25 protein-coding genes are annotated in these 25644 nt (G+C 65.9%); 7 read left to right on the top strand and 18 right to left on the bottom strand.

Annotated features, from left to right (window positions below):
* Window positions 1-40 precede the first annotated feature (40 nt).
* Both GDI_RS12630 and GDI_RS12625 read left to right on the top strand, forming a co-directional pair.
* On the top strand, window positions 41-985 hold the full coding sequence (locus tag GDI_RS12630) for an ABC transporter substrate-binding protein (protein ID WP_041249436.1): 945 nt from the start codon (window positions 41-43) through the stop codon (window positions 983-985).
* Between the two features lie 13 nt (window positions 986-998).
* Window positions 999-2771 carry an L-fucose isomerase gene (locus tag GDI_RS12625; RefSeq protein ID WP_012226729.1) on the top strand — a complete coding sequence of 591 codons (1773 nt, stop codon included), beginning with the start codon at window positions 999-1001 and terminating at the stop codon, window positions 2769-2771.
* 23 nt (window positions 2772-2794) lie between these two features.
* On the opposite strand, the gene GDI_RS12620 is transcribed toward GDI_RS12625, so the two are convergent.
* From GDI_RS12620 to GDI_RS12595, 6 genes are read right to left on the bottom strand one after another with little or no spacing between them, the layout of a single operon-like run.
* The gene (locus GDI_RS12620) at window positions 2795-3442 is read right to left on the bottom strand and encodes a methionine ABC transporter permease (RefSeq protein ID WP_012226728.1); all 648 of its coding nucleotides are present in this window, start codon (window positions 3440-3442) and stop codon (window positions 2795-2797) included.
* Window positions 3423-4451, bottom strand: a complete 1029-nt coding sequence (locus GDI_RS12615; RefSeq protein WP_012226726.1) for a methionine ABC transporter ATP-binding protein — start codon at window positions 4449-4451, stop codon at window positions 3423-3425. Before GDI_RS12615 ends, GDI_RS12620 begins: the two co-directional genes overlap by 20 nt.
* Entirely contained in the window at window positions 4448-5260 is an 813-nt protein-coding gene (locus GDI_RS12610; protein WP_041249435.1) for a MetQ/NlpA family ABC transporter substrate-binding protein, read from the bottom strand. The genes GDI_RS12615 and GDI_RS12610 overlap by 4 nt, the downstream gene beginning before the upstream one ends.
* Window positions 5261-5292: 32 nt before the next feature.
* A complete protein-coding gene (locus GDI_RS12605) occupies window positions 5293-5904 on the bottom strand; it encodes an RBBP9/YdeN family alpha/beta hydrolase (protein WP_012226722.1) in 612 nt (203 codons plus the stop codon).
* Between the two features lie 56 nt (window positions 5905-5960).
* On the bottom strand, window positions 5961-6440 hold the full coding sequence (locus GDI_RS12600; protein ID WP_012226720.1) for a thioredoxin domain-containing protein: 480 nt from the start codon (window positions 6438-6440) through the stop codon (window positions 5961-5963).
* Window positions 6441-6460: 20 nt separating this feature from the next.
* Complete coding sequence (locus tag GDI_RS12595) at window positions 6461-7093, bottom strand: peroxiredoxin (RefSeq protein ID WP_012226718.1); 633 nt, start codon at window positions 7091-7093, stop codon at window positions 6461-6463.
* Window positions 7094-7621: 528 nt separating this feature from the next.
* Between GDI_RS12595 and GDI_RS12590 the strand changes: the two genes are divergently transcribed.
* The 4 genes from GDI_RS12590 to cysE all read left to right on the top strand — a co-directional run bounded on the left by GDI_RS12590 (window position 7622) and on the right by cysE (window position 10754).
* Window positions 7622-7852: a hypothetical protein gene (locus GDI_RS12590; protein WP_012553395.1), complete on the top strand. Its 231-nt coding sequence runs from the start codon at window positions 7622-7624 to the stop codon at window positions 7850-7852.
* Window positions 7849-8148, top strand: a complete 300-nt coding sequence (locus GDI_RS12585; RefSeq protein WP_012226712.1) for a co-chaperone GroES — start codon at window positions 7849-7851, stop codon at window positions 8146-8148. The genes GDI_RS12590 and GDI_RS12585 overlap by 4 nt, the downstream gene beginning before the upstream one ends.
* A gap of 25 nt (window positions 8149-8173) precedes the next feature.
* Window positions 8174-9799, top strand: coding sequence for a chaperonin GroEL (groL, locus tag GDI_RS12580; protein ID WP_012226710.1), 1626 nt, complete (start codon window positions 8174-8176; stop codon window positions 9797-9799).
* Between the two features lie 193 nt (window positions 9800-9992).
* The gene (cysE, locus tag GDI_RS12575) at window positions 9993-10754 is read left to right on the top strand and encodes a serine O-acetyltransferase (RefSeq protein ID WP_144880068.1); all 762 of its coding nucleotides are present in this window, start codon (window positions 9993-9995) and stop codon (window positions 10752-10754) included.
* Between the two features lie 14 nt (window positions 10755-10768).
* Here the strand turns inward: cysE and GDI_RS12570 are convergent, their stop codons facing one another.
* The 5 genes from GDI_RS12570 to GDI_RS12550 form a co-directional block, all read right to left on the bottom strand.
* Window positions 10769-11545 (bottom strand): ABC transporter ATP-binding protein, encoded by a 777-nt coding sequence (locus tag GDI_RS12570; RefSeq protein ID WP_012226704.1) that lies wholly within the window; start codon window positions 11543-11545, stop codon window positions 10769-10771.
* Window positions 11539-12534: an ABC transporter permease gene (locus GDI_RS12565; RefSeq protein WP_012226702.1), complete on the bottom strand. Its 996-nt coding sequence runs from the start codon at window positions 12532-12534 to the stop codon at window positions 11539-11541. The genes GDI_RS12570 and GDI_RS12565 overlap by 7 nt, the downstream gene beginning before the upstream one ends.
* On the bottom strand, window positions 12531-13592 hold the full coding sequence (locus GDI_RS12560) for an ABC transporter substrate-binding protein (protein WP_012226700.1): 1062 nt from the start codon (window positions 13590-13592) through the stop codon (window positions 12531-12533). Before GDI_RS12560 ends, GDI_RS12565 begins: the two co-directional genes overlap by 4 nt.
* A 377-nt stretch (window positions 13593-13969) precedes the next feature.
* Window positions 13970-14698 carry an SDR family oxidoreductase gene (locus GDI_RS12555; protein ID WP_012226698.1) on the bottom strand — a complete coding sequence of 243 codons (729 nt, stop codon included), beginning with the start codon at window positions 14696-14698 and terminating at the stop codon, window positions 13970-13972.
* 21 nt (window positions 14699-14719) lie between these two features.
* Entirely contained in the window at window positions 14720-15040 is a 321-nt protein-coding gene (locus GDI_RS12550; protein WP_012226697.1) for an ABC transporter permease subunit, read from the bottom strand.
* Between the two features lie 610 nt (window positions 15041-15650).
* On the opposite strand from GDI_RS12550, the gene GDI_RS12545 reads away from it, so the two are divergent.
* Entirely contained in the window at window positions 15651-17108 is a 1458-nt protein-coding gene (locus GDI_RS12545; RefSeq protein WP_012553389.1) for a carbohydrate porin, read from the top strand.
* Between the two features lie 89 nt (window positions 17109-17197).
* On the opposite strand, the gene xylB is transcribed toward GDI_RS12545, so the two are convergent.
* The 7 genes from xylB to GDI_RS12510 all read right to left on the bottom strand — a co-directional run bounded on the left by xylB (window position 17198) and on the right by GDI_RS12510 (window position 25564).
* Window positions 17198-18676, bottom strand: coding sequence for a xylulokinase (xylB, locus tag GDI_RS12540; RefSeq protein WP_012226691.1), 1479 nt, complete (start codon window positions 18674-18676; stop codon window positions 17198-17200).
* 9 nt (window positions 18677-18685) lie between these two features.
* Complete coding sequence (locus GDI_RS12535) at window positions 18686-19459, bottom strand: SDR family NAD(P)-dependent oxidoreductase (RefSeq protein ID WP_041249434.1); 774 nt, start codon at window positions 19457-19459, stop codon at window positions 18686-18688.
* 53 nt (window positions 19460-19512) lie between these two features.
* Window positions 19513-20619, bottom strand: a complete 1107-nt coding sequence (locus GDI_RS12530; protein WP_012226687.1) for an ABC transporter ATP-binding protein — start codon at window positions 20617-20619, stop codon at window positions 19513-19515.
* Window positions 20620-20660: 41 nt separating this feature from the next.
* Entirely contained in the window at window positions 20661-21488 is an 828-nt protein-coding gene (locus GDI_RS12525; protein ID WP_012226685.1) for a carbohydrate ABC transporter permease, read from the bottom strand.
* Between the two features lie 4 nt (window positions 21489-21492).
* Window positions 21493-22428, bottom strand: coding sequence for a carbohydrate ABC transporter permease (locus GDI_RS12520; protein WP_173363379.1), 936 nt, complete (start codon window positions 22426-22428; stop codon window positions 21493-21495).
* Window positions 22429-22461: 33 nt separating this feature from the next.
* Window positions 22462-23823, bottom strand: a complete 1362-nt coding sequence (locus GDI_RS12515) for an ABC transporter substrate-binding protein (RefSeq protein WP_012226681.1) — start codon at window positions 23821-23823, stop codon at window positions 22462-22464.
* A 109-nt stretch (window positions 23824-23932) separates the two neighbouring features.
* The gene (locus GDI_RS12510) at window positions 23933-25564 is read right to left on the bottom strand and encodes an FGGY-family carbohydrate kinase (protein ID WP_041249433.1); all 1632 of its coding nucleotides are present in this window, start codon (window positions 25562-25564) and stop codon (window positions 23933-23935) included.
* Between the last annotated feature and the right edge of the window lie 80 nt (window positions 25565-25644).

Below are 25644 nucleotides of genomic sequence, written 5' to 3'. Positions count from 1 at the left end.
GGCTCGGCGACCGATAACAAGAAGAAAACAGGAATCGAACATGAGACGTCTTTTATGCGCGGCGACAATGCTGTGCGCCGCCGTTGCCGTGGGGCAGGCCCATGCGGCGGATCGCGGGATCGCGGTCATCGTCAAGACCGCCAATTCCAACTACTGGCAGAACGTCCGAAAGGGCGCCGCCGACGCCGTTGCGAAGGTAGAGAACTATACGATGACCTTTCAGGGACCGACGTCCGAATCCGCGGTCGCGGACCAGGTCAACATGGTCGCCGACGCCGTGACGCAGAAGGTCGCGGCCATCGTGCTGGCCCCGTCCGATCCGGATGCTCTGGTGCCCTCCATCCGCAAGGCGTGGGAGGCGCATATTCCCGTCGTGCTGATCGACAGCATGATTTCTGATTCGGGTGCCAAATATTACCAGTCCTTCCTCGCGACCGACAACGAGGCGGCGGGCGAGGCGCTGGGCAAGGAAATGGTCGATCATGTCGGACAGACCGGCAAGGTCGCGATCATGTCGTATGTGCCGGGTGTGGGGTCTGAAATCGGCCGGGTCGGCGGATTCAGGAAATATATCGCCGAACATTCGCATATCCAGATCGTCGGTCCCTTCTATTCGCAGTCCCAGATGGCCCTGGCCATGAACCAGACGACCGACGTGCTGGCCTCGAACCCCGATCTGAAGGGTATTTTCGCCGCCAACGAGATGACGGCGGTGGGCGTGGGCCGTGCGATCCAGCAGGCGGGAAAAAGCGGAAAGCTCTACGCCATCGCCTTTGATGGAAACGAGGACGAACAGGGGTTCGTCAGGAGCGGCACGTTCCAGTTGCTTGCCGTGCAAGGGTCCTACGCGATGGGCGCGAAGGGGGTCGAGACGGCGATCGGCGTCCTGACGGGGGCGAAGCCCACCAAATATGTCAACACGGGCGTGGTCTTCGTGACCAGTGCGAACCTGGATTCGCCGGAAGCCAAGCAGGTTCTGTATTGATCGGGAGGATGTCATGAACAGATCTTTTCCGAAAATCGGCATCCGCCCGATCATCGACGGGCGGCGCGGCGGCATTCGCGAATCGCTTGAAGACGTCACGATGGCGATGGCCCACCGCACGGCCGCGTTCCTGACCTCGGAATTGCGTCATGCCGGGGGCGAGGCCGTGGAGTGCGTGATCGCCGACACCTGCATCGCGGGATACGCCGAAGCCGCGGCGTGCGAAGAGAAATTCGCGTCCGCGCATGTCGGACTGTCGATTTCGGTGACTCCGTGCTGGTGTTACGGGGCGGAGACCATCGACATGGTGCCGGAACGCCAGAAGGCGATCTGGGGCTTCAACGGCACGGAACGGCCGGGCGCGGTCTATCTGGCGGCGGCGCTGGCGGCCCATAACCAGAAGGGGCTGCCCGCCTTTTCCATCTATGGACGGGATGTCCAGGATTCCGGCGACGAGGCGATCCCGCCCGACGTGCGGGAAAAACTGCTGCGGTTTGCCCGCGCGGGGCTTGCGGTCGCCACGATGCGCGGGCGCACCTACCTGTCGATCGGCGGCGTGTCGATGGGAATAGCGGGGTCGATCGTCGATCACGCCTTTTTCCGGTCGTGGCTGGACATGCGCGTGCAGGCCGTGGACATGACGGAATTGCGGCGCCGGCTCGACAGGAAAATCTACGACACGGCGGAACTGGAGACCGCCCAGGCCTGGGCGGACGCGCGGTTCCGTTTCGGCATCGAGCGCAACGCCCGTCCGCGTGACGCGGCCGGGAAACGCGAAATCCTGTCGGAAAGCCTGGCGATGACCCTGTGCATTCGCGACATGATGCACGGCAACGCGCGTCTGGCGGCAATGGGGTGGGCGGAAGAGGCGCTGGGCTATGACGCGATCGCGGCGGGTTTCCAGGGGCAGCGTCACTGGACCGACCAGTATCCGAACGCCGATGTCGCGGAGGCATTGCTGAACAGCTCGTTCGACTGGAGCGGCGCGCGCGCACCCAGTATCCTGGCGACCGAGAATGATTGCCTGAACGGGGCGACCATGCTGTTCGGCCTGCTGATGAGCGGCAAGGCCCAGATTTTCGCCGATGTGCGCACGTTCTGGTCGCCCGAGGCGGTGCAGCGGGTGACGGGACACCGGCTGGAAGGCAAAAGCGCGGGTGGAATCCTGCATCTGATCAACTCGGGCGCGGCCGCGCTGGACGGGTCCTGCGCCGTGCGCGACGCGCAGGGTGCGCCCACGATCAAGCCGCACTGGCAGGTGGACGAGGACGATATCTCCGCCCTGCTGGCCGCGACGGACTGGTGCCCGGGACTGGAGGAATATTTCCGGGGCGGCGGCTTTTCCAGCCATTTCGTGACACGGGGTGGCGTGGCCTTCACCATGGTGCGGCTGAACCTGGTCGCCGGAATCGGTCCGGTGCTGCAGATCGCGGAAGGCTGGAGCGTGGACCTGCCGCCTGCCGTGCATGCGGCCCTGGAAGCCCGCACGGACCCGAGCTGGCCGACGACCTGGTTCGTGCCGCGGCTGACGGGGCATGGCGCGTTCCGCGACGTCTATTCCGTCATGGCGTCATGGGGGGCGAACCATGCCGTGCTCGCGCACGGGCACGTGGGCGCGGACTTCGTGGCGCTCGCCGCCATGCTGAGGATTCCGGTGTGCATGCACAACCTGGACGAAGCGGCGATCGATCGCCCCAGCCTCTGGGGGGCGTTCGGTTCCGACAAGGAAGGACAGGACTATCGCGCCTGCGCCGCCCTCGGCCCGCTATACGGGCGCAGGGGCTGACGGCTCAGGCCCTGTTTTTGGCTCTAGCGGAGCCGTCGCGCCGCGAGGTTTCCGATCAACTGGATGATGGTGACCATGACGATCAGCACGGCCACGACCGACAGCATCACCTGGGTGTTGAATCGCTGGTAGCCGTAGCGGATCGCCAGGTCGCCCAGCCCGCCGGCACCGATGACGCCCGCCATGGCCGAGGCGCCGACGAGTGTGACCAGCGTGACGGTGAAGCCCGAGATCAGGCCGGGCAGGGCCTCCGGCAGCAGGACGTAGCGGACGACCATCCAGCGCGTGCCGCCCATCGCGCGCACCGCATCGACCAGGCCGCGATCGACCTCGCGCAGCGAAACCTCGGCGATGCGGGCGAAATAGGGCACGGCGGCGATCGCCAGCGGCACGATCGCGGCCCCGGTGCCCAGGGTGGTCCCGGCGACCAGACGCGTCAGCGGAATCAGCAGCACCAGCAGGATCATGAAGGGCACGGCCCGGACCGCGTCGATACCCAGGCCGAGGATACGCGAGAGTGCCGGCAGCGGATACAAGCCGCCCGGTGCGGTCGCGACCAGCAGGACCGCCAGCGGCAGGCCGCCGATGACCGCGATCAGGCCCGATGCCAGCACCATGTCCAGCGTCTCGACCGTCGCGCGCAGGACCAGATCAACGATCAGCCGGGACATACCCGATCACCTCCATGGACTGGCTGGCCTGCCGGATGAAATCGAGCGCCTCGGCGGACTGGTCCGACAGGCGCAGGACGAATTCGGCGCCGGCACGGCCCGAGATGTCGCCGACCGTTGCCTGCACGACCGTCACGTCCAGTCCGAAGCGGCGGCCCAGCGTGGACAGAAGGGGCGTCTGGCCTGCCGGCGCGTCCAGGACGACGTGCAGGACCGGATGGGCGCCCTGGGATGGCGCGTCGCGCAGGGCGTCCATCACATCGTCCGGAACGCGGGGCCGGCCTTCGGACAGGAAGGCGCGCGTGACTGGGTGGCGGGTCGCGCCGCCCAGCAGCGCGGCGGTCGGGCCGTCCTCGACGATCCGGCCCTGGTCCAGGACCAGGACGCGCCGGGCGATGCGACGGATGACCTCCATCTCATGCGTGATCAGGATGATGGTCAGCCCGAGCCGCCGGTTGATGTCGAGGAGGAGGTCGAGAATCGAGACGGTCGTTTCGGGGTCCAGCGCCGATGTGGCCTCGTCGCACAACAGCAGCGCCGGCTGCGCGGCCAGGGCCCGGGCAATGCCCACGCGCTGTTTCTGGCCGCCCGACAACTGGCTGGGCCGTTTCCGTTTGTGCCCGGACAGCCCGACCAGTTCGATCAGTTCCGCCACCCGCGCCGCGCGTGCGGCTTTCGGCACGCCCGCGATTTCCAGCGGCAGCGCGACGTTGCCGGCGACGGTCCGGGACTGCAGCAGGTTGAAATGCTGGAACACCAGCCCGATGCGCCGCCGGACCTGCACCAGCCGGCTTTCCGGCAGGGCGGTGATGTCCTCGCCTTCGATCACGATCCGGCCGCTGTCCGGCCGTTCCAGGCCGCTCAGGCAGCGCAGCAATGTCGTCTTGCCCGCGCCCGACCGGCCGATGACGCCCAGAATCTCGCCGGGATGGACCTCGAAATCGATATCCTGAAGCGCGGTATGGCCGGCGAAGCGGCGCGACGCGTGCTCGACCCGCAGAAGGCTCATCCCCATGCCGGAACGATCGCACCATGGTAGACGTCCAGGATTCCCTGGCGGACGTCCGGCTGCTGGAAGGCATGGACCAGCGGGGCGACCCAGGGGGCGTGCTCGTCCTGCGCGTTGACGGCGATGAAGTTGACGTAGGGGTTGCCGGCCAGTGCTTCCTGGCCGATCCGCTGCCGGCTGACCTGGATACCGGCCTTGAGGGCCCAGTCGGTATTGACCACCGCCGCGTCCAGGTCGGGCAGCGCGCGGCCCACCATCCCGGCATCCAGTTCCTTGATGGTCACGTTGCGCGGATTGTCGGCGATATCCAGCGCGGTGGGCAGAAGGCCCGCCGAGGGGGTCAGGGTGAACAGGCCCAGCGATTCAAGCAGATGCAGGGCGCGCCCTTCGTTGCTCGGGTCGTTGGGGACGCCGATCACGGCGCCGCCGGGCAGGTCCCTGACCGATTTCCAGCGGCTGGAATACAGGCCGATCGGCGAGAAGTAGGTATTGCCGACCGCAACGATGCGATAGCCGCGCGCCGCGATCTGGGCCGACAGGAACGGCCCGTGCTGGAAGGCGTTGGCGTCCAGTTCATGGTCGGCCAGTGCCTCGTTGGGCGCGTTGTAGTCCGAGAACGTGACGACCTTCAGCATCAGGCCGGCCTGGGCGGCATGGACGGCGGCGATACGCCAGATATCTTCATCCTCGCCAGCCATGATGCCGATCCGCAGGGTCGTCGGCGCGGTCGCGTGGGCGACATGCGAAAAGGGTGTCGCGGCCAGCAGGGCAAGCAGCGAACGGCGGCGCAGGGGCAACGGGGGCGTCATTGGCACTCCTTGAAGTGAAACGGCTGGCGGCGTCAAGGCAGCGCGTGCGCCAGTTGCAGCAGGGCCGACAATCCGTCCGGCCACAGCCCGACGCCCGATGCGCTGCCGATATGCCCGATCCGCCCGGCATCGATCAATGTCGATCCCCACCGTGTCGCCAGGGTCGCGGCGCGGGCCGGCGACAGCCATTCGTCGTTCCGGCTGGCGACCAGGATGGAGGGTAGCGGCAGCCGGACACCCGGCAGCGGGGCGAAACCGGTGACCCGGCGGGCGTCCGGCCCGGCATAGTGCTCGACATCGGCGGGCGCTACCAGCAGGGCGCCGACCGCGCGCCCCAGGCGGTGTTCGGACGCCCGCCGCGCCACCAGGACGGCGCCGAGACTGTGCGCGACAAGGATGGCCGGGCGCCGGCAGGCCTGCAAGGCATGGCGCAGACCGTTGCTCCATGCCTGATAGGTGGGATTCGCCCAGTCGCGCTGGATGACCCGGCGTACCGTGACACCCTGCAGGCGCAGGGCGTTCTCCCACCGGGACTGCCAGTGATCGGGACAGGAGCCGTGGAGGCCGGGCACGATCACGATTTCGAAAGCCGAGAGAAGCGCCAGCGCGGGGGTGACGTGATTCGGGGAATCGACGGCCGACATCGCTGTGCCTCCGGGATCGATAATGGTCATGGTCGGTGATTTTGCGGTTCGGGGCTTCAGGCCGCACGTCTGTCGCGTAGTGCGGCACAGCCCGTATCGCAGGCTTCCACGACCTGGATGATTTCAGCGAAGTCCCGGTTGCGCGACGGGGGATAGGACACCGTCGTCCGGATCGTCCGGGCCGGGTCCAGGACGAACACCATATGTTCGTCCAGCGTCGTGCCGGCCGGTCCGACATCCACGCTGAAGCCGCGCCAGAGGGCGGCGACACCTTCGGCGCCGTCCTGGATGATCGGAAACTCCAGGCTTTCGACCTGCCTTGCTTCGTGGCCTGACGATGCCAGGCCGAGCAGCCGGACCGGCCGCGCGCCGGACCGGGCCCAGGCAACGGCGCTGCGCAGGCTCTGCGGGCTGTAATCGTCCGGGTGGGTGACGACGATGCCCCACCCCCCGGCCAGCCACGCGTGGAAGCGGACCGGCCCCAGTGCCGTATCGATCGTGAAATCCGGTGCGGTCCAGCCGGGGAAGAGCGCCATGGCCTGTATCCTGAAACGCGCTATCGCGGTTGCGGGACAAGCCGCAGATAGGGCAGCACCGTCTTCCAGCCGGCGGGAAAAAGGCTACGGGCCTGTTCGTCGCCGACCGAGGGCGCGATGATGACTTCGTCGCCGTTCGTCCAGTTGGCCGGGGTCGTGACCTTGTGGGCGTCGGTCAGTTGCAGGCTGTCCAGCACCCGCAGCACTTCGTCGAAGTTCCGGCCGGCCGACGGCGGGTAGGTCAGCGTCAGGCGGACCTTCTTGCTGGGATCGATGATGAAGACCGTGCGGACCGTCACCTTGGGATCGGCCGACGGATGGATCATGTCGTACAGGGCCGCGACCGTTCCGTCCGCGTCGGCGATGATCGGGAAATTGACCGACGCCCCCTGGCTCCGGGCGATATCGCTCTCCCATTCCGAATGGCTGCCGACCGGATCGACGGACAGGCCGATCACCTTGGTATTCCGTTTCGCCCATTCGGGTGCCAGCTTCGCGACGGCGCCGAGTTCCGTCGTGCAGACCGGCGTGAAATCCTTGGGGTGGCTGAACAGGATGCCCCAGGAATCGCCCAGCCAGTCATGGAAGCGGATCGGGCCGAAGGTGGTTTCCTGCTCGAAATCGGGAGCGATCTCCCCGAGATGAATGGTCATTGGACTGGATTCCCCTTGCCTGTGATGGCCGCCATGCCGGCAGGACACCAGATAACGGCATTCGGTCGTTCTTTTCAATATATAACTATCGAAAATGTTATATAAAGGTCGCATCCGTGCGCACTGAAAGCGCCTATGGAACCAGGCATGATCCGGGGAACGGGCCCGATCCTGGCCCGCGCGATTGGGAATTATAACCAACACATTGAAAATAATATAAATTATATAAACCGGCGGGACTGGGTCCAAAAAGCACTCAATAAATAGTTATATAATATATAACCAAAATTCGGCGGGTTTATGTGTTGACCGGCGGCCTGCCGCCTGTATGATCACCCTTGTTCGCCGCGATGGGCGACGATCGACCGGAGTGGTTCACATGATTCAGGCGACTGCACGAATGTGCCGCATCGAACGATGTAGCGCGGCGTGTGCCGGCCACGGGGCGCCGGCGCACACCGGATAGAACGCCGGCGGGAAACCGTCGGCCGAATCCCGCCTGTGCGGGGTCGAAAAGGCGGCAACCCGATGCTTGAATCCCATATCGTCGAAATCGACGGCACGTTTCTCGGCACCGTCATCCTGGAGGATGACCACGAGACGCGGCGCTTCTATGCCACGCACGACAGCGTGCGGGCTTTCCATAACCGGACCCTGACAGGGCATGACGACCTGACGTGGCAGGTCGCGCGGCTGTTTCGGCGCGCGCGCGCCCGCCTGTCCGGTCATTCGACTATTCCGAAGGAAAATTTGTCATGAGCAGCTTTCGCCCCCTGCATGACCGCGTGGTCCTGCGGCGCATCTCCCCGACCGAAAAGACGGCCGGCGGCATCATCATTCCCGACACCGCCCAGGAAAAGCCGGTCGAAGCCGTGGTGGTGGCGGTCGGTCCCGGCGCCCGTGACGATCGCGGAGAGATCGTGCCGCTCGAGGTCCGCGCCGGCGATCACGTCCTGTTCGGGAAATGGTCGGGCACCGAGGTCAGGATCGCGGGCGAGGACCTGCTGATCGCCAAGGAATCCGACCTGTTCGGTATCGTCGGGTCCACGCGCTGACATCTCAGGGACAGGAAAAACTTCAATGGCCAGCAAAGACGTCAAGTTCGCCGGCGACGCACGGGCGCGCCTGCTTTCCGGAATCGACACGCTTGCCGACGCGGTCAAGGTGACGCTGGGGCCGAAGGGCCGCAACGTCGTCATCGACAAGAGCTTCGGCGCGCCAAGGATCACCAAGGACGGTGTCACGGTCGCCAAGGAGATCGAACTGTCCGACAAGTTCGAGAACCTGGGCGCGCAGCTTCTGCGTGAGGTCGCCAGCAAGACCAACGACCTGGCGGGCGACGGGACGACGACCGCGACCGTCCTGGCGCAGTCCATCGTGCGCGAGGGGCTGAAGGCGGTCGCCGCCGGTTTCAACCCGCAGGACGTCAAGCGCGGAATCGATCACGCGACGACCGCGGTGATCGAGGAACTGCGGACGCGTACCCGCCCGATCGCGACCCGGGAGGAAACCGCCCAGGTGGCCACGATTTCGGCCAACGGCGAGGTGGAAATCGGCCGCATCATTTCCGAGGCGGTGCAGAAGGTCGGCAAGGACGGTGTGATCACCGTCGAGGAAGCCAAGGGATTCGAGACCGAACTGGACGTAGTCGAGGGGTTGCAGTTCGACCGGGGCTATATCTCGCCCTATTTCGTGACGAACAGCGAGAAGCTGATCGCGGACCTGGAAAATCCCTATATCCTGATCCATGAAAAGAAGCTGTCGTCGCTGCAGCCCCTGCTGCCGCTGCTGGAGAACGTGGTCAAATCCGGGCGCCCGCTGCTGAGCATCGCCGAGGATGTCGAGGGCGAGGCCCTGGCGACCCTGGTGGTGAACAAGTTGCGCGGCGGGCTGAAGATCGCGGCTGTCAAGGCGCCGGGCTTCGGCGACCGGCGCAAGGCCATTCTGGAGGATATCGCGATCCTGACGGGTGGCGAGGTCATCAGCGAGGATCTGGGCATCAAGCTGGAAAGCGTGACGCTGTCGCAGCTTGGCCAGGCGCGGCGCATCGTGATCGACAAGGACAACACGACCATCGTCGACGGCGAGGGCGACGCCGACGCCATCAAGGGCCGCGTCGGGCAGATCCGCGCGCAGATCGAGGAAACCACCTCGGACTACGATCGGGAAAAATTGCAGGAGCGCCTGGCGAAGCTGGCGGGCGGAGTGGCCATCATCCGGGTCGGCGGTTCGACCGAAATCGAGGTGAAGGAGCGCAAGGATCGCGTCGATGACGCGCTGAACGCCACGCGCGCGGCCGTCGAGGAAGGCATCGTCCCGGGCGGCGGGACCGCGCTGGCGCGCGCGGCGGAGGTCGTGGCGCGGCTGCAGTTCCATAATGACGACCAGCGCATCGGCGGCGACATCGTCCGCAAGGCATTGCAGGCGCCGCTGCGCCAGATCGCGGAGAATGCCGGCGAGGACGGTGCGGTCGTGGCCGGAAAGGTGCTGGAGAACGGCGCATACAATTTCGGATTCGATGCGCAGATCGGCGAATTCAAGGATCTGGTCGCCGCCGGCATCATCGACCCGACCAAGGTCGTGCGCACGGCCCTGCAGGACGCGGCCTCGGTCGGCAGCCTGCTGATCACGACCGAGGTCCTGGTCACCGAAAAGGCCGAACCCAAGCCGGCCGCCCCACCGGCGGGTGCCGACCTCGGATACTGACCAAGGATGCCCAGGGGTTGCGCCGGACCGGTCGTCCGGCGCAACCGCCTGCATCGCCAGGGGCTGAAGCGGAAAAGACATGCCAGGACACGTCACGAGTTTACGCGCCTATCTCGACCAGGGCCGCGCGGTGCCGCTGACCGCGCGGGTCAGGCAGCACGCGCCGTCCTCGACGGCCGCGCTGTGGCAGGCCATGCGGGCGGAGGTGCGTGGATGTCGCGACGTGGTCCTGAAGGATCTTCTGCGCCCGTCCATTCTCGACCAGCCGGATTTCGCGACGGCACTGGCTTTCCTGCTGTCACGGAAGCTCGACAGCGACCTGCTCCGCAAGGCCACCCTTTTCGGGCTGGTCCGCGATTTCCAGCGGGCGCGGCCCCAGTCCGTCGATGCGGCGGCGGCCGACCTGCATGCCATCTGCGACCGGGACCCTGCCGCGACGGATTCCGTGACGCCGTTCCTGTTCTTCAAGGGATTCCATGCCATCCAGTGCCACCGCGTGGCGCACTGGCTGTGGCAGGAAAACCGCCGGACGCTCGCGCATTATATCCAGAGCCGGGCTTCCGAACTGTTCGCGGTGGACATTCATCCCGCGGCGCGCCTGGGGCAGCGGATTCTGTTCGATCACGGCACGGGCATCGTCGTCGGGGAAACCGCCGTGATCGAGGATGACGTCGCCCTGCTGCAGAACGTGACCCTGGGCGGCACCGGCAAGGAAGCCGGCGACCGGCATCCGAAAGTCCGGCGTGGGGCCCTGATCGGTACCGGCGCCAAGGTCCTGGGCAATATCGAGATCGGCGAAGGGGCGAAGGTCGGGGCGGGTGCCATCGTACTGCGCCCTGTCGCCCCCTTCACCACGGTCGTGGGCAATCCGGCGCGTCCGGTGGGCGAGAGGCATGAGGGCCTGCCGTCGCTGACCATGGACCAGAGCCTGCCGCCGGTGGATTACGTGATCTGACGGTTGGCTGGCGGCTACCAGTCCTCGCTGTGGCCCAGCCGGACCAGGATCTCGCGGCGCAGCGTCAGGAGGCGCGGATCGTCGCGATGGCGGTGATAGGGCAGGTCGATCGCGATGTCCGAAAGCACGCTCGCCGGCCGCGCGCTGAACGTTACCACGCGGGTGGCCAGCAGCAGCGCTTCCTCCACGTCATGCGTGACCATGATGACGGTGAAGCCGCGCCTTTGCCACAGGCGCAGCAATTCCGTCTGCATCGTCAGCCGCGTCAGGCTGTCCAGCTTGCCCAGCGGTTCGTCCAGGATCAGCAGTCTCGGATCGTTGACCAGTGCCCGGGCCAGGGCCGCGCGCTGCGCCATGCCGCCCGAAAGCTGGTGCGGCCAGGCGCGTTCGAAGCCCTTCAGCCCCACCATGTCGATCGCGGCATCGATGGCCGCGTCGTCGCGCCGGCCCGCGATGTCCTGGCTGAGCGCCACGTTGGCGCGCACGGTGCGCCAGGGATAGAGCGTCGGGTCCTGGAACATGACGATACGGTCGGGCCCCGGGCCAGTGACCGGCACGCCGTCCGCCAGAATTTGCCCCGAACGCGGCGGTTCCAGCCCCGCGATCAGGCGCAGCAGGGTCGATTTGCCGCACCCGGACGGACCCAGCAGCGCCACGAACTCGCCCGGCGCGATATCAAGGCTGACACCCTGGATTACCGGCTGGAAGGCGCCGCCGATCCGGTAGCCGTGGTGAATGCCGCGAAGCCGGATGCCCAGCGGTGCTGTCTGTCCGACCGGAGAGGTCACCATTTCAGCCCGTCCTTCTGCCAGCCGAGAATCCGGTCCCGTACCTTGAACAGGATCGTGACCAGCCCCGTGCACATCAGCGACATGACCAGGAGCGCGGCATACATGTTGGGATAGGCCGCCCATCCCTGGGCCCACTGCATGTAAAAGCCCAGCCCGGATTTCACGCCAAGCATTTCGGCGACCACCAGCACCACGAAGGACATGCCCAGGCCCATGAACAGCCCGACGAAGATCTGGGGCATGGCGGCGGGCAGCGCCACCCGCAGGACAAGGAAGCGGTCCCGTGCGCCCATGGTGCGCGCCACGTCGTAATAGGCCGGGTCGACCGCGGCCACGCCGGACCAGGTCAGGACGGTGATCGGAAAACCGGAGCCAAGTGTCATCAGCGCCTCGCTGGCCAGCCAGTTCGAGGGAAACAGCACCATGGCAAGCGGCAACAGGGCCACCGGGGGCAGGGGACCGATCAGGCGGACGAAGGGCAGCGCCCAGTAGCGGAAGCGCCGCGACCGGCCCAGGCCCACCCCCGTCGCGATGCCCAGGGTGGCCCCGGTCGCGTAGCCCACCGCCAGCAGGCCGAGCGAGTGCAGCAGGCTGTCGCCCAGCCGTTTCCAGTCGGTCAGGAACACATCCAGCAGGTCCTGCGGCGTTCCGAAGAACGGCCGTGGCAGCAGCAGCAGCTTGGCCTGCGCGACCTCCCACGCCGCGAGGCCGAGGCCGAGCGCGATCATCCAGGGGCCGCGCGCCGAAAGACGCCGCACTGCCGCCGCCGCCAGCAGCGCGACGCCGATGCCGGCGAACACGCCGGCGAGGATGTCGGTATCCGGAAAATCGTCGGCGTCCGGCCAGCGCCAGGTCAGCAGGGCCGCGACGAACCACGCCGGGCCGGCTACCCAGGGCAGAAGGGCGCGCGACGAAATGTGCGCATTCGCGCGGACATGGGGCCGATCCTCCGCGACGGACCCGATGGCCTGGGTCGTCTCGCCGTTCATGCGCTGAACAGGTCCTGCGTGACGCGCACCGCGAAACGGGTGGTGTCGAACGAGGGACGGAACACGCCGATATCCTTCAGGGCGTTGGCGTAGAGCACGATCTCGTCGCGGAACGTGCCGCCCCGTGCCTGGTGATGGTGTCCCTGGAGGCGGATCATGGCGGCGATGTCTTCCGCCGTCGCCCTGGGCGCGTAGGGCTGGAAGATGCGGCCCGCCTCGTCCGGATTGCAGGACAGCCACGCGCCGGCATCGAGGATGGCGCGCGTGACCGCGACGGCAACCTGTGGCTCCTCCCGGATCAGGCTGCCGCGCAGCCCGATCACGCAGCATGCGACATGCGCCCAGTCGCCGTGCATGCTGCTGTCGATCTCGGCCAGCCCGAACTGGCGTTTCTGAAGGTAGCTGTAAGGATCGCTGCCCGTGATTGCCTGGACCTCGCCGCGTTGCAGGGCGATGGGCAGCAGGTCCGGGGGGTACTGGCGCCACTGCACTTCGGATTCCGGGTCGATGCCGATCTTCTTCAGGCGGATACCGAAGAAATTCCGGTCGGGGCCGCCCATGTCGGTAACACCCACGATCTTGCCGCGCAGGTCCGCAAGCTGCGTGACGGCGCCCTTGGGCGGGGCGAGCAGGTACAGGCACCCCGCATGGAGGCCCGCGACCAGCTTCACGTCGAACCCCTGTTGCAGCGGCTTGAGCCAGCGCAGCGCCATGCCGGGGGCACCGTCGGCCTTGCCGGTCGCAAGTGCCTCAAGCAACTGGTCGGTCGAGCCGGCGAAATTCACGTAGTCGATGTCCAGGTTGTGCCGCGCGAAGAATCCCTTGGCTTTCGCGACCGGCACCGCCGCGGTGCAGATCGAATTCTGGTTCCACGCGATGGTCAGCTTGCGTGGCGGCCCGGCGAGCGGGATGATCGCGCCCGGCGCCGCACCCGCGCAGGCCATGTCGCCGGTCATGCCGTCGGACGCGGCGGCGCGCCCGGCGCCGATGAACGGAAGGGCCAGGCCAGCGGCTGTGGCCAGCGCCGCACGACGGGAGAGAGGGGGAAGTTCGGACATGATGCTACCCTGACGGACCGGAGCGGGATGCTCCTCACGTGAAATCGCGGCGCCCCGAACCGGCCGGCAGGGCTCCGGAGCATATCCATATTAACGTATACAAATCGTCATATGGTTATATTTGTCCCGTTCCTGCTTTACGCACAAGTGTCAAATTCCTCAATTAACGATAAATATTCGTTAAATACGTGCGTTCAACCACCTGATGCGCGGACGCATGGCCGTGTTCGGCCCGATTACAGGGATGAGCCGCCCGTGGCCGGAGCGACAAGTCGTAAAGCTTCGGCCCAGGGGCGCGCGACTGTGCCCTGGCCGGGACTTTCCCGGGGCGTCGCGCGCAACCGGCGCGCGGGCCGCCGGTACGGTTCATCTGATGATCATACGTCGAAATGATGCGGCAGAAGCACCAGGTCGCGGACGATGACCCCCTTGCGGCGGGTCAGCATGAACATCACGGCTTCGGCGACCTCGTTGGCTTCCATCATCGCACCGGCCTCGATATTGGCCTTCAGCCGCGCCGGGTCCCAGTCCTTCAGCAGGGGGGTCACGACGGGGCCGGGCTGGATCGCGCCGACGCGGATGCCGAACTGGGCCACCTGGCGGCGCACCGTATGAACGAAAGCCTGTACGGCGTGCTTCGATGCGGTGTAGATCGGCTCCGCCATGATCGGGACCACGCCGGCGATGGAACTGGTCACGATGATGTCGCCGGATTCCTGCTTCATCATCTGCGGCAGGGCCGCGCGGACCGAACGGAATGCCGCATTGATGTTCAGGTGCAGCATCGGGTCCCAGCTATCGGGGTTTCCGTCCCAGACGTTGCCGCCGACATAGGCGCCCGCGTTGGCATGGAAGATGTCCAGTTGCCCTTTCTCGCCGACGATGCGGGAAACGGCGGCATCTACCGTCGGGTAGTCAAACAGGTCGACAACGCAGGCATGGGCCTTTCCGCCCAGTTCGGCCGCCGCCTTGTCCAGCGCGGATGCGTCACGGTCCAGCAGATAGACCTCGGCGCCCGCATCGATCATGTGACGGACGCATTCCAGGCCGATGCCCGACGCCGCGCCGGTCACAGCCGCGATCTTGCCTTCAAGAGAGTTCGTCATGGTGGTTATCCTTGTCAGAAGTCACAGAGAGCCCCATTCAGCGCGCCATGCCGGCAAACCCGTCCAGCGCGCCTTGCCGGCGCGACGCCGGCGGCTGATGAAGATGGTCAGCAGGGTGATGGCATCCGCGTTGGGCTGGCCGCTCATCAGCCGCGAACGCGGGACCACGCCCGACAGCGCGGCGGTAAAGCCGCTGATCAGGTAGACGATGATCTTGCAGCGCCGGGCGTCGATGCCGGACAGGCGGACGGCTTCCTCATTGCTCCCGATGGCGTAGATGAAACACCGATCTTCAGCGGGTCGGCGCAGGCGGTCTGGGACAGGGCGGTACCACCCAGGCACAGGACAGCCAGGGCAAGAGAAAGCGTGGGATTTTCACGGGACACCTTCTGGAATTTTATCGTTCCAGATGATCGACACCTGGAATCATCTTGTTTGTTTCCGCAGATACGTCTTCTTGCTTTTTCTTGACGCGGACGTTTTTCGAAGCAGACCCTGCCGGCAGGAACCATCCCGAAACCGTCCGATTTCGTCTCTTTTACTCCATGCACGAACGCTTGACCAAGTCCAGACAATTGTCGGGCAGACCGTTCGTATCGGTACCCCTGTGGAAGATGAGCAAACTCTCATAATCGTGTAATGACGATGGCGAACCAACTTTTGTACGAGGCGTTCTGAGGGCCGTAGGCGTGGAGATTACCGAGGTTTATAAAATCTTGCAAAAATCATTAGAGTAATCGGATGATAAAAATGAATAAAATCTGGTTGCCAGCCCGAAATCGAGTCCACGCAGATAAATGGGGTATGTCGCTCCGGCCCGGAAAGTAGAACATAAAAAAGAAATCATAAGATCCGTCTAAACAATGCTTCTCCATCGACCGTGGATCATGGTGCGGGGGTGAGGCGTTGGCCGAAACCGAGCAATCAGGCTCCAACAAGAAAACCAAGAACAATGAAGAAGACAATCTCTTTTTCCCGTACCGTGGCGTGTGGCGCCCTGCTGTCCGTATGCACGGGTTTTGCCGTGTGTGCCGCGACCGGGGCCATGGCGCAGACCTCTCTCAATCCCAGCGTCCGGGTCGCGACCCCGCTGAACCAGGTCAATTTCGGTGCGACGTCGGTGCCCCCGCTGCCCCAGCCCGAGGCGCTGTGGCCGGACCCGTTCGGCTGGAATACGTGGCTTCGCGATCGCGGCGTTGCGTTCCTTCTGGATAACGTCAACGAATTCGCGGGAAATGTCGGAAGCGTGACGCCCGGATACGGCCTGCGCAAGGGCAGTTCCAACGCGGGCCAGTACGCATTCGAAAATGATACGGACTGGGAGCGCCTTGCGGGACTGACGGGCTTCAGCACGCACGCGATCGTCGTCGGTCGTTACGGTATTCCGGCCAGCCGCATGTTCGGTGACAACGTGGCCCCCAGCCAGGAAATCTATGGTGCCGGCGGCAACGTGGTCGTGCACTTTGTGTATGGATACGGGGAAGAGACGTTGTGGCAGGGCCGCTTCGATGTCGCGGCCGGGCGCATTCCGTTCCTGAACGATTTCTCGTCCAACCCGCTGTACTGCAATTTCATGAACAATGCGTTCTGCGGTAACCCCAAGGCGTCTTCCGACAACACCGCCCATTCGTCCTATCCGGATTCGAACTGGGCCGTCCGGTTCCGGGTCCGTCCGACCACCGATACGTATTTCCAGACCGGCGTCTATTTCGACCAGGCCGGTATCTACGGCAATACGCAGTATCGCACCGGCTTCAAGCTCAACGGCGCCGATATCAACGGCGAATCGATGCCCATCGAATTCGGCTGGGAACCGGTCTTCGGTCACGGGACGCTGCCCGGCCATTACAAGATCGGCTACGCACGCGATACGGTGGACCATCAGGACGTCTATTATGACGGCTATGGCGATGCCTGGGCGTTGACCGGCCTGCCGCGTCGGCGGGACCATGGTGCGAACGCCGCATGGTTCCTGGCCGACCAGATGCTGTATCATTTCAAGGGCGGGGCCAAGGATGCGGGCGTGACCTTCCTGGGCGGCTTCTATTACAACGACGAAGATATCTCGATGCGCTCGCAGCAGTACCAGGCCGGTTTCCTCGCCCGGGGATTCTGGAAGGCGCGGCCGCTCGATGGTGCCGGCATCAATTTTGCCTATATCCGTGAGTCGGCGCTGGCGGCCAAGACCCAGGAACTGCAACTGCAGCAGGGAATTCTGCCCGGCAACCTGCTGAACGGGGCCTATGGCCCGCAATCCTACGGCATGAACCTGGAAGTGGACTATCAGATCCACGTCTATCGGGGCATGACGATTGCCCCGGATTTCCAGTATTACTTCAATCCGGGTGGCCAGCGCGTGCTGCGTGACACCGCCGTGCTGGGGTTCAAGACCCATATCGAACTGTTCTGAACACCAGGCCGGGGCCGGAGCCGTCCTTCCCGCATGCGGGACGGGAACGGCTCCGGCCTTCGTCGTGACGGGGCCGGACCGCCCCTGCGTTACAGGCCGGCGGCCGTGCCCTGGCCGATGGATCGAATGGCCGGATACAGCCGTTCGAATTGCGCATATTGCGCGTCATAGAGCGGGATCGCTTCGTGGTCGGGCGCAATCGCCTGCGCGATCTCGAAAGCCGGCATGGCGTCCGCCATCGTCCATCCATCCGCCACCATGCCCAGCCGGGCCGCGCCCAGGGCGCAGGCATGTTCGGCATTGCGCGGAATGACCAGGTCGCGGCCCAGGACCGTCGCCATGATGCGGGCCCATTCCGGACTGCGGGCACCGCCGCCGATCAGTGGGACAGGGCCGGAAATCGCCTGCTGGCACGCCAGAAGGTCCTGGCCCTGGCGCAGCGAGAACGCCACCCCTTCCAGCACCGCCCGGGCCAGGTCCACCACATCGCACGATGCGTCGAGGCCGATGAAGGCGCCCCGGGCCAGGGCATCGTCGTGGGGCGTGCGTTCCCCGCGAAGATAGGGCTGGAACAGGATGCGGCTGGGGCCGGGTCCACGCGCCTCCACCCGCCGAAGCAGGGCGGGGAGATCGCTCTCGCGGCACAGGGCCGCCACCCAGGCCAGGCAGCTCGCGCCGTTCAACATCGCGGCCATCTGGTACCAGCGGCGGGGAACGCAATGGGCGAACGTGTGCAGGCCCACCGCCTCGTCCGGGGCGTACGTGTCCTGAACGGTGACGTAGACCGCGCCCGTCCCCAGCGAGATATAGGACTGCCCCGCATCGACCCGGCCCAGCCCGACCGCCCCGACCGGCGTGTCGCCGCCGCCCGTGGCGACGGCTATGCCGGGGGGCAGGCCCAGATCCCGGGCCGTCGCCGTGCGCAGGCGTCCGGCGCAGTCGGTGCCGTCCCGCAGTTCGGGCAGGATAGCGGGGCCGAGCCCCAGATAGTCGCGGACCGGGGCGAACCAGGTGCGGTTTTGCTGGTCGAACAATTGCGACCCGGCGGCGTCCGACATATCCGTGGCCAGCGCGCCGGTCAGCCACAGGCGGACATAATCCTTGGCCCACAGCACGTGCCGCGTCGCCGCGAACGCCGCCGGATCGTTCTCCCTGATCCACAGCAGCTTCGCCGCGCTGAAGCTGGCCATAGGACGCACGCCCGTGGCCCGGCTGATGTCCGGCACGTCCTGAAGCAGGCGTTGCGCCTGCGCCTGGCCCCGCGTGTCGTTCCACAGCAGGGCGGGGCGGACGGGGTGCAGCCCGTCATCCAGCAGGGCGACCGAATGCATGTGACCCGACAGGCCGATCGCGCGGACGGCGCCATAGGCCGGCCCCGCCTCGTCGCGCAGCCGGGCCAGCGCCAGGCGCACGCCGGCGATCCATGTATCGGGGTCCTGCTCGCTCAGGCCCGGGGCAGGCTGATCGATCCGCGACGCGACGGTGGCGGCGGCCAGGACCGATTGGCGGTCATCGACCAGGATCGCCTTGGTCGCGGTGGTTCCGATATCCAGTCCCAGATAGGTCATGGGGCCGCATTACCATACCGTGAACCCGGCATCGACATTGATGATCGCCCCGGTCATCAGGCTGGCGGCGTCGGACGCCAGGAACTGGACGACCGACGCCACTTCGTCCGGCTGGCCGACGCGATGCATCGGCGTGCCTTCCAGCCAGGCATTGTACAGCCGGGGCTGTTCCATGCCGAAGCGGGTCAGCGTCGTTTCGATATAGGTCGGCGCCACCGCGTTGACGCGAATGCCGCGCGTGGCCCATTCCGCCGCCAGCGAGCGCGTATATTGATGCACCCCGGCCTTCGTGGCGTTATAGGCGGCCTGTTCCTGCGGCTTGTTGACGATCAGCCCGGACATGGACCCGATATTGACGATCGCGCCCCCGCCCTGTTCCAGCATGATACGGCCGAATGCACGGCAGCAGCGGAAGACGCCGTTCAGGTTGATGTCGACCTGCTTCAGCCATTGCGCATCCGTCATCTCCTCGGCCTTGACTTCCGAGATGCAGATGCCCGCATTGCAGACCAGGATGTCGATATGCGCCTCTTCCTTCTTCAGGCGCGCGGCGACGTCATCGACCTGTGCGGTGTTGGTGACGTCCAGCGTCGTGCCCGCCACGTCCAGCCCTAGGGCCGACAGTTCGGCGGCGGCGCTTTCCGCCAGCGGGCCGTCCAGGTCCGCGATGATGACGCGGGCGCCGAATTCCGCCAGCGCCGTGGCGCACGCCAGGCCGATATTCTGGGCACCGCCGGTCACGATGGCGGTGCGGCCGTCCAGGCGAAGTTTTTCCGTATACATCGGGTTCGGATTCCTCAGGGGAAATGAAGGCAATTTGACGATCGCGCTGCCGGTCAGTGCCCGACCGGAAGCGGGTGCGCGGACACCTGGTCCAGCGCCAGTCCATCGGCGTCGAACAGATGGCAATGCGCCGGATCGGGGGCGATGCTGACCGGGGTGTCCGGCATGTCCGTATTGTTTCCGCTGGTCTGCACGACCAGTTGCTTTCCGTCCGACAGGCGGACATGCAACAGGGTCGCCGCACCCAGGCGCTCGGCGATTTCCACCAGGCCGTGGGATGCCCCGGCGGCATTCAGCCCGATATGTTCGGGCCGGATTCCCAGCGTGACGGACGACCCGGCCTCCAGCATCCGGCCGGACGTCGGCACGGTGACGGTCAGGGGACCGGTGGTTACCGTCGTCTCCCGGTCGGTGGCCGATACGACGTGCGCGGGCAGGATGTTCATGGGCGGCGATCCGATGAACTGCGCCACGAACAGGTTGCGCGGGCGGTGATACAGTTCCAGGGGCGATCCGATCTGTTCCACGACGCCCTTGCGCAGCACCACGATCCGGTCGGCCATGGTCATCGCCTCGACCTGGTCATGGGTCACGTAGATGGTCGTCGCACCCAGCCGGCGGTGCAGGGTGGCCAGTTCCACGCGCATCTGCCCGCGCAGCGCGGCGTCCAGGTTCGACAGCGGTTCATCGAACAGGAAGACCTTGGGATTGCGCACGATGGCGCGGCCGATGGCCACGCGCTGCCGCTGCCCGCCGGACAATTGCCCCGGCTTGTGGTCCAGGTAGGGCTCAAGCTGCAGGATGCGCGCGACATCGGCGATGCGGTGCCGCCGCTCGGCCTCCGGCATGCCGGCCAGGCGCAGCGAGAATTCCATGTTCCGGTAGACGTTCATGTGCGGGTACAGCGCGTAGGACTGGAACACCATCGCCAGCCCGCGTTCCGCCGGGCCCATGTCGTTGACCCGGACGCCGTCGATCAGCAGGTCACCGGCGCTGATATCCTCCAGCCCCGCGATCATGCGCAGCAGCGTCGATTTGCCGCAGCCGGACGGCCCGACGAAGACGACGAATTCCCGGTCGTGAATGGTGAGCGAGACCCCCTTGATGATCTCCTCGTCCGAATAGGTCTTGCGGATGTTCCGCAGTTCCACTGTTGCCATGACACCCCCCCCAGATACGTTTCAGGCCCTGAATGATTCGCTTATTTGACCGCGCCGAAGGTCAGTCCGCGGACAAGCTGTTTCTGGCTTAGCCATCCGAAGACCAGGATGGGGGCGACCGCCAGCGTCGAGGCAGCGGACAGCTTGGCGAAGAACAGCCCCTCGGGCGACGAGAAGGAAGCGATGAAGGTCGGCAGCGGCGCGGCGTTGGACGATGTCAGGTTCAGGGACCAGAACGCCTCGTTCCAGCACAGGATCATCGACAGCAGCCCGGTCGAGGCGATGCCGGGCAGAGCCAGCGGTGCCAAAACCTGGGTGATTTCCTGCCAGCGCGTGGCGCCGTCCATGCGCCCCGCCTCCAGGATCGGGACCGGTACCTCGCGAAAGAAGGTGTACAGCATCCAGACCATGATCGGCAGGTTCGTCAGCGTATAGATCACGATCAGCCCGGTGCGGGTGTCCAGCAGGCCGCTGCTGCGGGCCAGCAGGTAGATCGGCACCAGCACGCCCACGGGCGGCAGCATGCGGGTGGACAGCATCCACAGCAGCGTGCCGCGCGTGCGTCGGCCGGGCAGGAAGGCCATGGCGTAGGCCGCCGGGATCGACAGCAGGATCGCGACAATGCTGGAAAAGAGCGAAATCGCGACGCTGTTCAGGGCGAAGTGCCAGTAATTCTCGCGCGCGAAGACCTCGCGATAGCTGGACAGCGTCGGGTGGAAGAACAGGTGCGGCGGCGTGGAAATGGCGTCGGGTTCGGTCTTGAAGCCGGTCAGCAGCATCCACAGGATGGGGAAGAACACCCACAGCGCGACGGCCCAGGCCAGGACGCCGATGCCGATGCGGTTCAGGCGCGCGCGGTTCCTGGTCATGATGTCAGGCCTCCAGGTTGCGGGCGACGGCGCGCAGCAGGAACGCCGCCACGATGTTGGCGATGACGATGGCGACCATGCCGCCCGCCGACGCGCCGCCGACATCGAACTGCAGCAGCGCGCGGGCATAGATCAGGAAGGCCAGGTTGGTGGACGCGACCCCGGGACCGCCCGCCGTGGTGACCGAGATTTCGGCGAAGATCGCCAGCAGGAAGATCGTCTCGATCATGATGACGACCGTGATCGCGCGCGACAGGTGCGGCAGGATGATGTAGCGGAACTGGGCGACGGGCCCGGCGCCGTCCATGCGCGCGGCTTCCTTCTGCTCGGAATCCAGCGACTGGATCGCCGTCAGCAGGATCAGGATCGCGAACGGCAGCCATTCCCACGACACGATCATGATCAGCGTCGCGAGCGGATAGCGCGACAGCCAGTCCACCGGCGTCAGCCCGACCGCCCGCATCATGGCGGAATACACGCCATAGATCGGGTGCAGCATCAGGTTCTTCCACAACAGGGCGGACACGGTGGGCATGATGAAGAACGGCGAAATGACCAGGACGCGGGCAACGCCCTGTCCCAGGAACGGCTGGTCGTACAGGACGGCCAGCAGCGTGCCCAGTCCGACGGTGATGACCAGCACGCCGCCGACCAGCAGGCCGGTATTGAGCAGCGCGGTCAGGAAGTCGGGGTCGGTCAGCAGGTAGCGGTAATTGCTGATGCCGGCGAATCCCTGCAACGTCGGATCGACCAGGTTGTAGTTGCGCAGCGAGTACCACAGCGTCATCGCCAGCGGGACCAGCGACCACACCAGCAGCAGGATCACCGCCGGGGATTGCAGCAGCATTCCTTCATGCCGCCGGGCGCGGGCCGCGCCCCCGGGCGGGACCACGCCGCCAGGGGGGACCACGGGGGGAGTCAGGTCGATCGTTCCGGTCATGCCACCCATGATCCGCTCCTTGCGCGTCGGGATCTAATGCAGCAGGCCTGCCTGCCGCATGGTGCGTGTCACCAACGCCTGGGCCGAGGCCTGGGTTTGCTCGACCGTCGTCTGGCCCGACAGGGCGGCGGCGACGCTCTGGCCGACCTGGGTGCCGATGGCCTGGAACTGCGGGATGGCGACGAACTGCGCGCCGCCATAGGGGCGCGGCTGCTTCGTCGGCCCGTTCGGATCGGCATGGTCGATGGCGTTATGGACGAACGCCGCGAACGGCGCTGCCTTCTGGTATTCCGGGGTGTTGTAGGTCGACAGGCGCGTGCCGGCGGGCACTGCGACCCAACCGCGGTTCTTCGCCACCAGTTGCACATAGGCCTTCGACGTCGCCCAGGTGATGAAGGTCTGGGCGTCGGCCACATGGGTGGACGATGCGGGAATGGCCAGGTTCCAGCTCCACAGCCAGGTCGGTCCCTTGCCGTATGGCCCCAGCGGCACGGAAGCGAAGCCTACCGTATTGGCCACGTGTGATTGCGCCGGATCGAACAGCAGGCCGCCGGCCACCGTGGAATCGATCCAGATGCCGCAATGGCCGCTGGCGAACAGCGCCAGGTTTTCATTGAATCCGTTCGATGTCGCCCCGGGCGGGCCATCGGCCTTCAGGGCCGACACGTACCAGGTCAGCGCCGCCTTCCATTCCGGACTGTTCAGCATGGGGTGCCAGGTCATGTCGAACCACTGGCCGCCGAACGTGTTCACCAGCGACGTGACATAGGCCATGTTCTCGCCCCAGCCCGGCTTGCCGCGCAGGCACAGGCCATAGGTCTGGCTGTCCTTGTCCGTGATCTTGTCGGCGAAGGTGCGGATCTGGTCATAGGTCGGGGCGTCGGGCATCGTCAGCCCGGCCTTGGCGAACAGGTCCTTGCGGTAATAGGTCATGACGCTTTCGGCATAGAACGGCAGGGCATACAGCTTGTCGTTCACCGTCAGGCCGGCACGTACCGCCGGCAGGATGTCGTCCGCATCATAGGCGGCATCGGGGTGCAGTTCTGCCAGCCATCCCTGCTTGGCCCAGATCGGCACCTCGTAATTGCCGATCGTCAGGATGTCGAACTGGCCGGAATGGGTCGCGATGTCGGTCGTCGCCCGCTGGCGCAGGACGTTTTCCTCCAGCGTCACCCAGTTCAGGTGGATGTCGGGATGCGCCGTCTCGAATTCGCCCGATAACTGTTTCATGACGACCATGTCGGCATTGTTGACCGTGGCGATCGTCAGCGTGCCGGCCGCATGGGCCGGCGACGCCGCGCCCATGCCGAGGCAGGATGCGGTGCCCAGGACCAGCATGCCGAGAATCTGCATCGAGGCACCGGACCAGCGCCGCGAAGTCGTGGAATGCGCCATATTGCAACCCTTTGTTCTTATTCCGCCCTTGTTTCGGGATGCCGCTTATGTCGCGGCGTTCAGGCAGGCGGTTTGAATTCAAGTGACTTTCGGACAGGGAAGGGGTCGATCAGGCCCCGCGTGTCATGATCCCCCGGTACCGCTTCTGGTCGTCATACATCGCACGGCAGACCTGCAGCTTGGCGTCATGGAACCCGCGCGTTTCCGGATCGGGCCGGATTTCGGCGCCGGTGCGGCTCATGGCCGCCATTCCGTCATGGATCGACGCATGCACGCCGCCCGCCACGGCGCCCAGGATGGCGCTGCCCAGCAGGACGGCGTCCGGTTCCTCCGGCAGCAGGATGCGGCAGCCGGTCGCATTGGCATGTTCGCGGACGAAAACCGGGTTCTTCGTCCCGCCGCCGGTCGCCAGGATCGTGTCGATGGCATAGCCCTGCCGGTTCAACGTGTCTATGATGTCGCGGGTCCCATAGGCCAGGCCCTGGATCGTCGCCAGATACAAACACGCCAGGTCGTCGTCGGTTGCCGACAGGCCCAGCCCGCCGATCATGCCGTGCGATGCCGGGTCCGCGTGCGGCGAGCGGTTGCCGTTGAAGTCGGGCATGACATGCAGGTCGCGCGTGATGCTGCCGGCGGGCATCCCGGATTCCAGCCCGGCCAGGATGTCGTTCAGCACCTGGTAGATCGTCCGCTCCTCCTGCTGCGCCTGCCGGCGCAGCGCGGGGGTGGCCGGATGACTGGCGATGATGAAGTCGATCAGGCTGCCGGTGGCGGATTGCCCGGCCTCGTTCAGCCACATGCCCGGCAGCATCGCGTCGAAATACGGTCCCCAGATGCCCGGCACGAAGCGCGGCGTGGGCGAGACGACCATGTGGCAGCTCGACGTGCCGCCGATCAGCGCCACGCGCCGGTCGAACGACGGATCGCCGCCCCCGGCCGCGCCGATCACCCCGATGCCGCCGGCATGGGCATCGATGGCCGACACCGCGACGGGTGTGCCGACGGGCAGGCCCAGCTCCTCCGCCGCCCGCGCGTCCAGTCCCGCGCCGACGCGGCCGCCCAGCGGGCGGATATCGGTGCCGATCCGGCGATAGCCCTCATCGACCAGCCGGCCCAGGCCGACGGCGCGGAAGTAACTGTCGTCCCACCGGTCCTCATGCGCCAGGTAGGTCCATTTGCACACCGTCGAACAGCGCGACCGGGATTCTGCGCCCGTGGCCCGCCAGGTCAGGAAATCCGGCAGGTCGAAGAAAAGGCCGGCCTGGTCGAAGACGTCCGGCAGCCGTTCCTTCAGCCACAGCAGCTTCGGCGTTTCCATTTCGGGCGAGATCGTCCCGCCGACATAGCGCAGGACGTCATAGGCCCCGTCATTGATCCGGGCGGCCTGATCCACGGCACGATGATCCATCCACAGGATCACGTCCTGCCCGGGCGCGCCGTCGCGATCGACCGAAAGCGGCGCGCCGTTCCTGTCCAGCACCACCAGCGAACAGGTGGCATCGAACCCCACCCCGCGAACATCCAGCAGGCCGCCGGCCCGCTCCGTCGCGAGCGCCATCGCATCGGACACGCTGGCGCAGACGGCATGCCAGATATCGGTGGAGGATTGCTGGGCGACATGCGGGCGCGGGTGCCACGTGCGGGTCGCCCGGCTGGCCGCGCCAAGCTTGCGGCCGTCGGTGGTGAACACCCCCGCCCGGGCGCTGCCCGTTCCCACATCAATTCCTAAAACGACGTCCATTGTCGGAGCGCTTCTTGTTATTTCGGCCAAGCCTATCCGTAGTCAGGGCCGCTCGCAACGGGGCCGGCCGTCACGGTAGA

Origin of the sequence: Gluconacetobacter diazotrophicus PA1 5 (assembly GCF_000067045.1) — a bacterium.
Classification (GTDB): domain Bacteria; phylum Pseudomonadota; class Alphaproteobacteria; order Acetobacterales; family Acetobacteraceae; genus Gluconacetobacter; species Gluconacetobacter diazotrophicus.
This window is presented reverse-complemented; position numbering and strand designations above follow the sequence as displayed.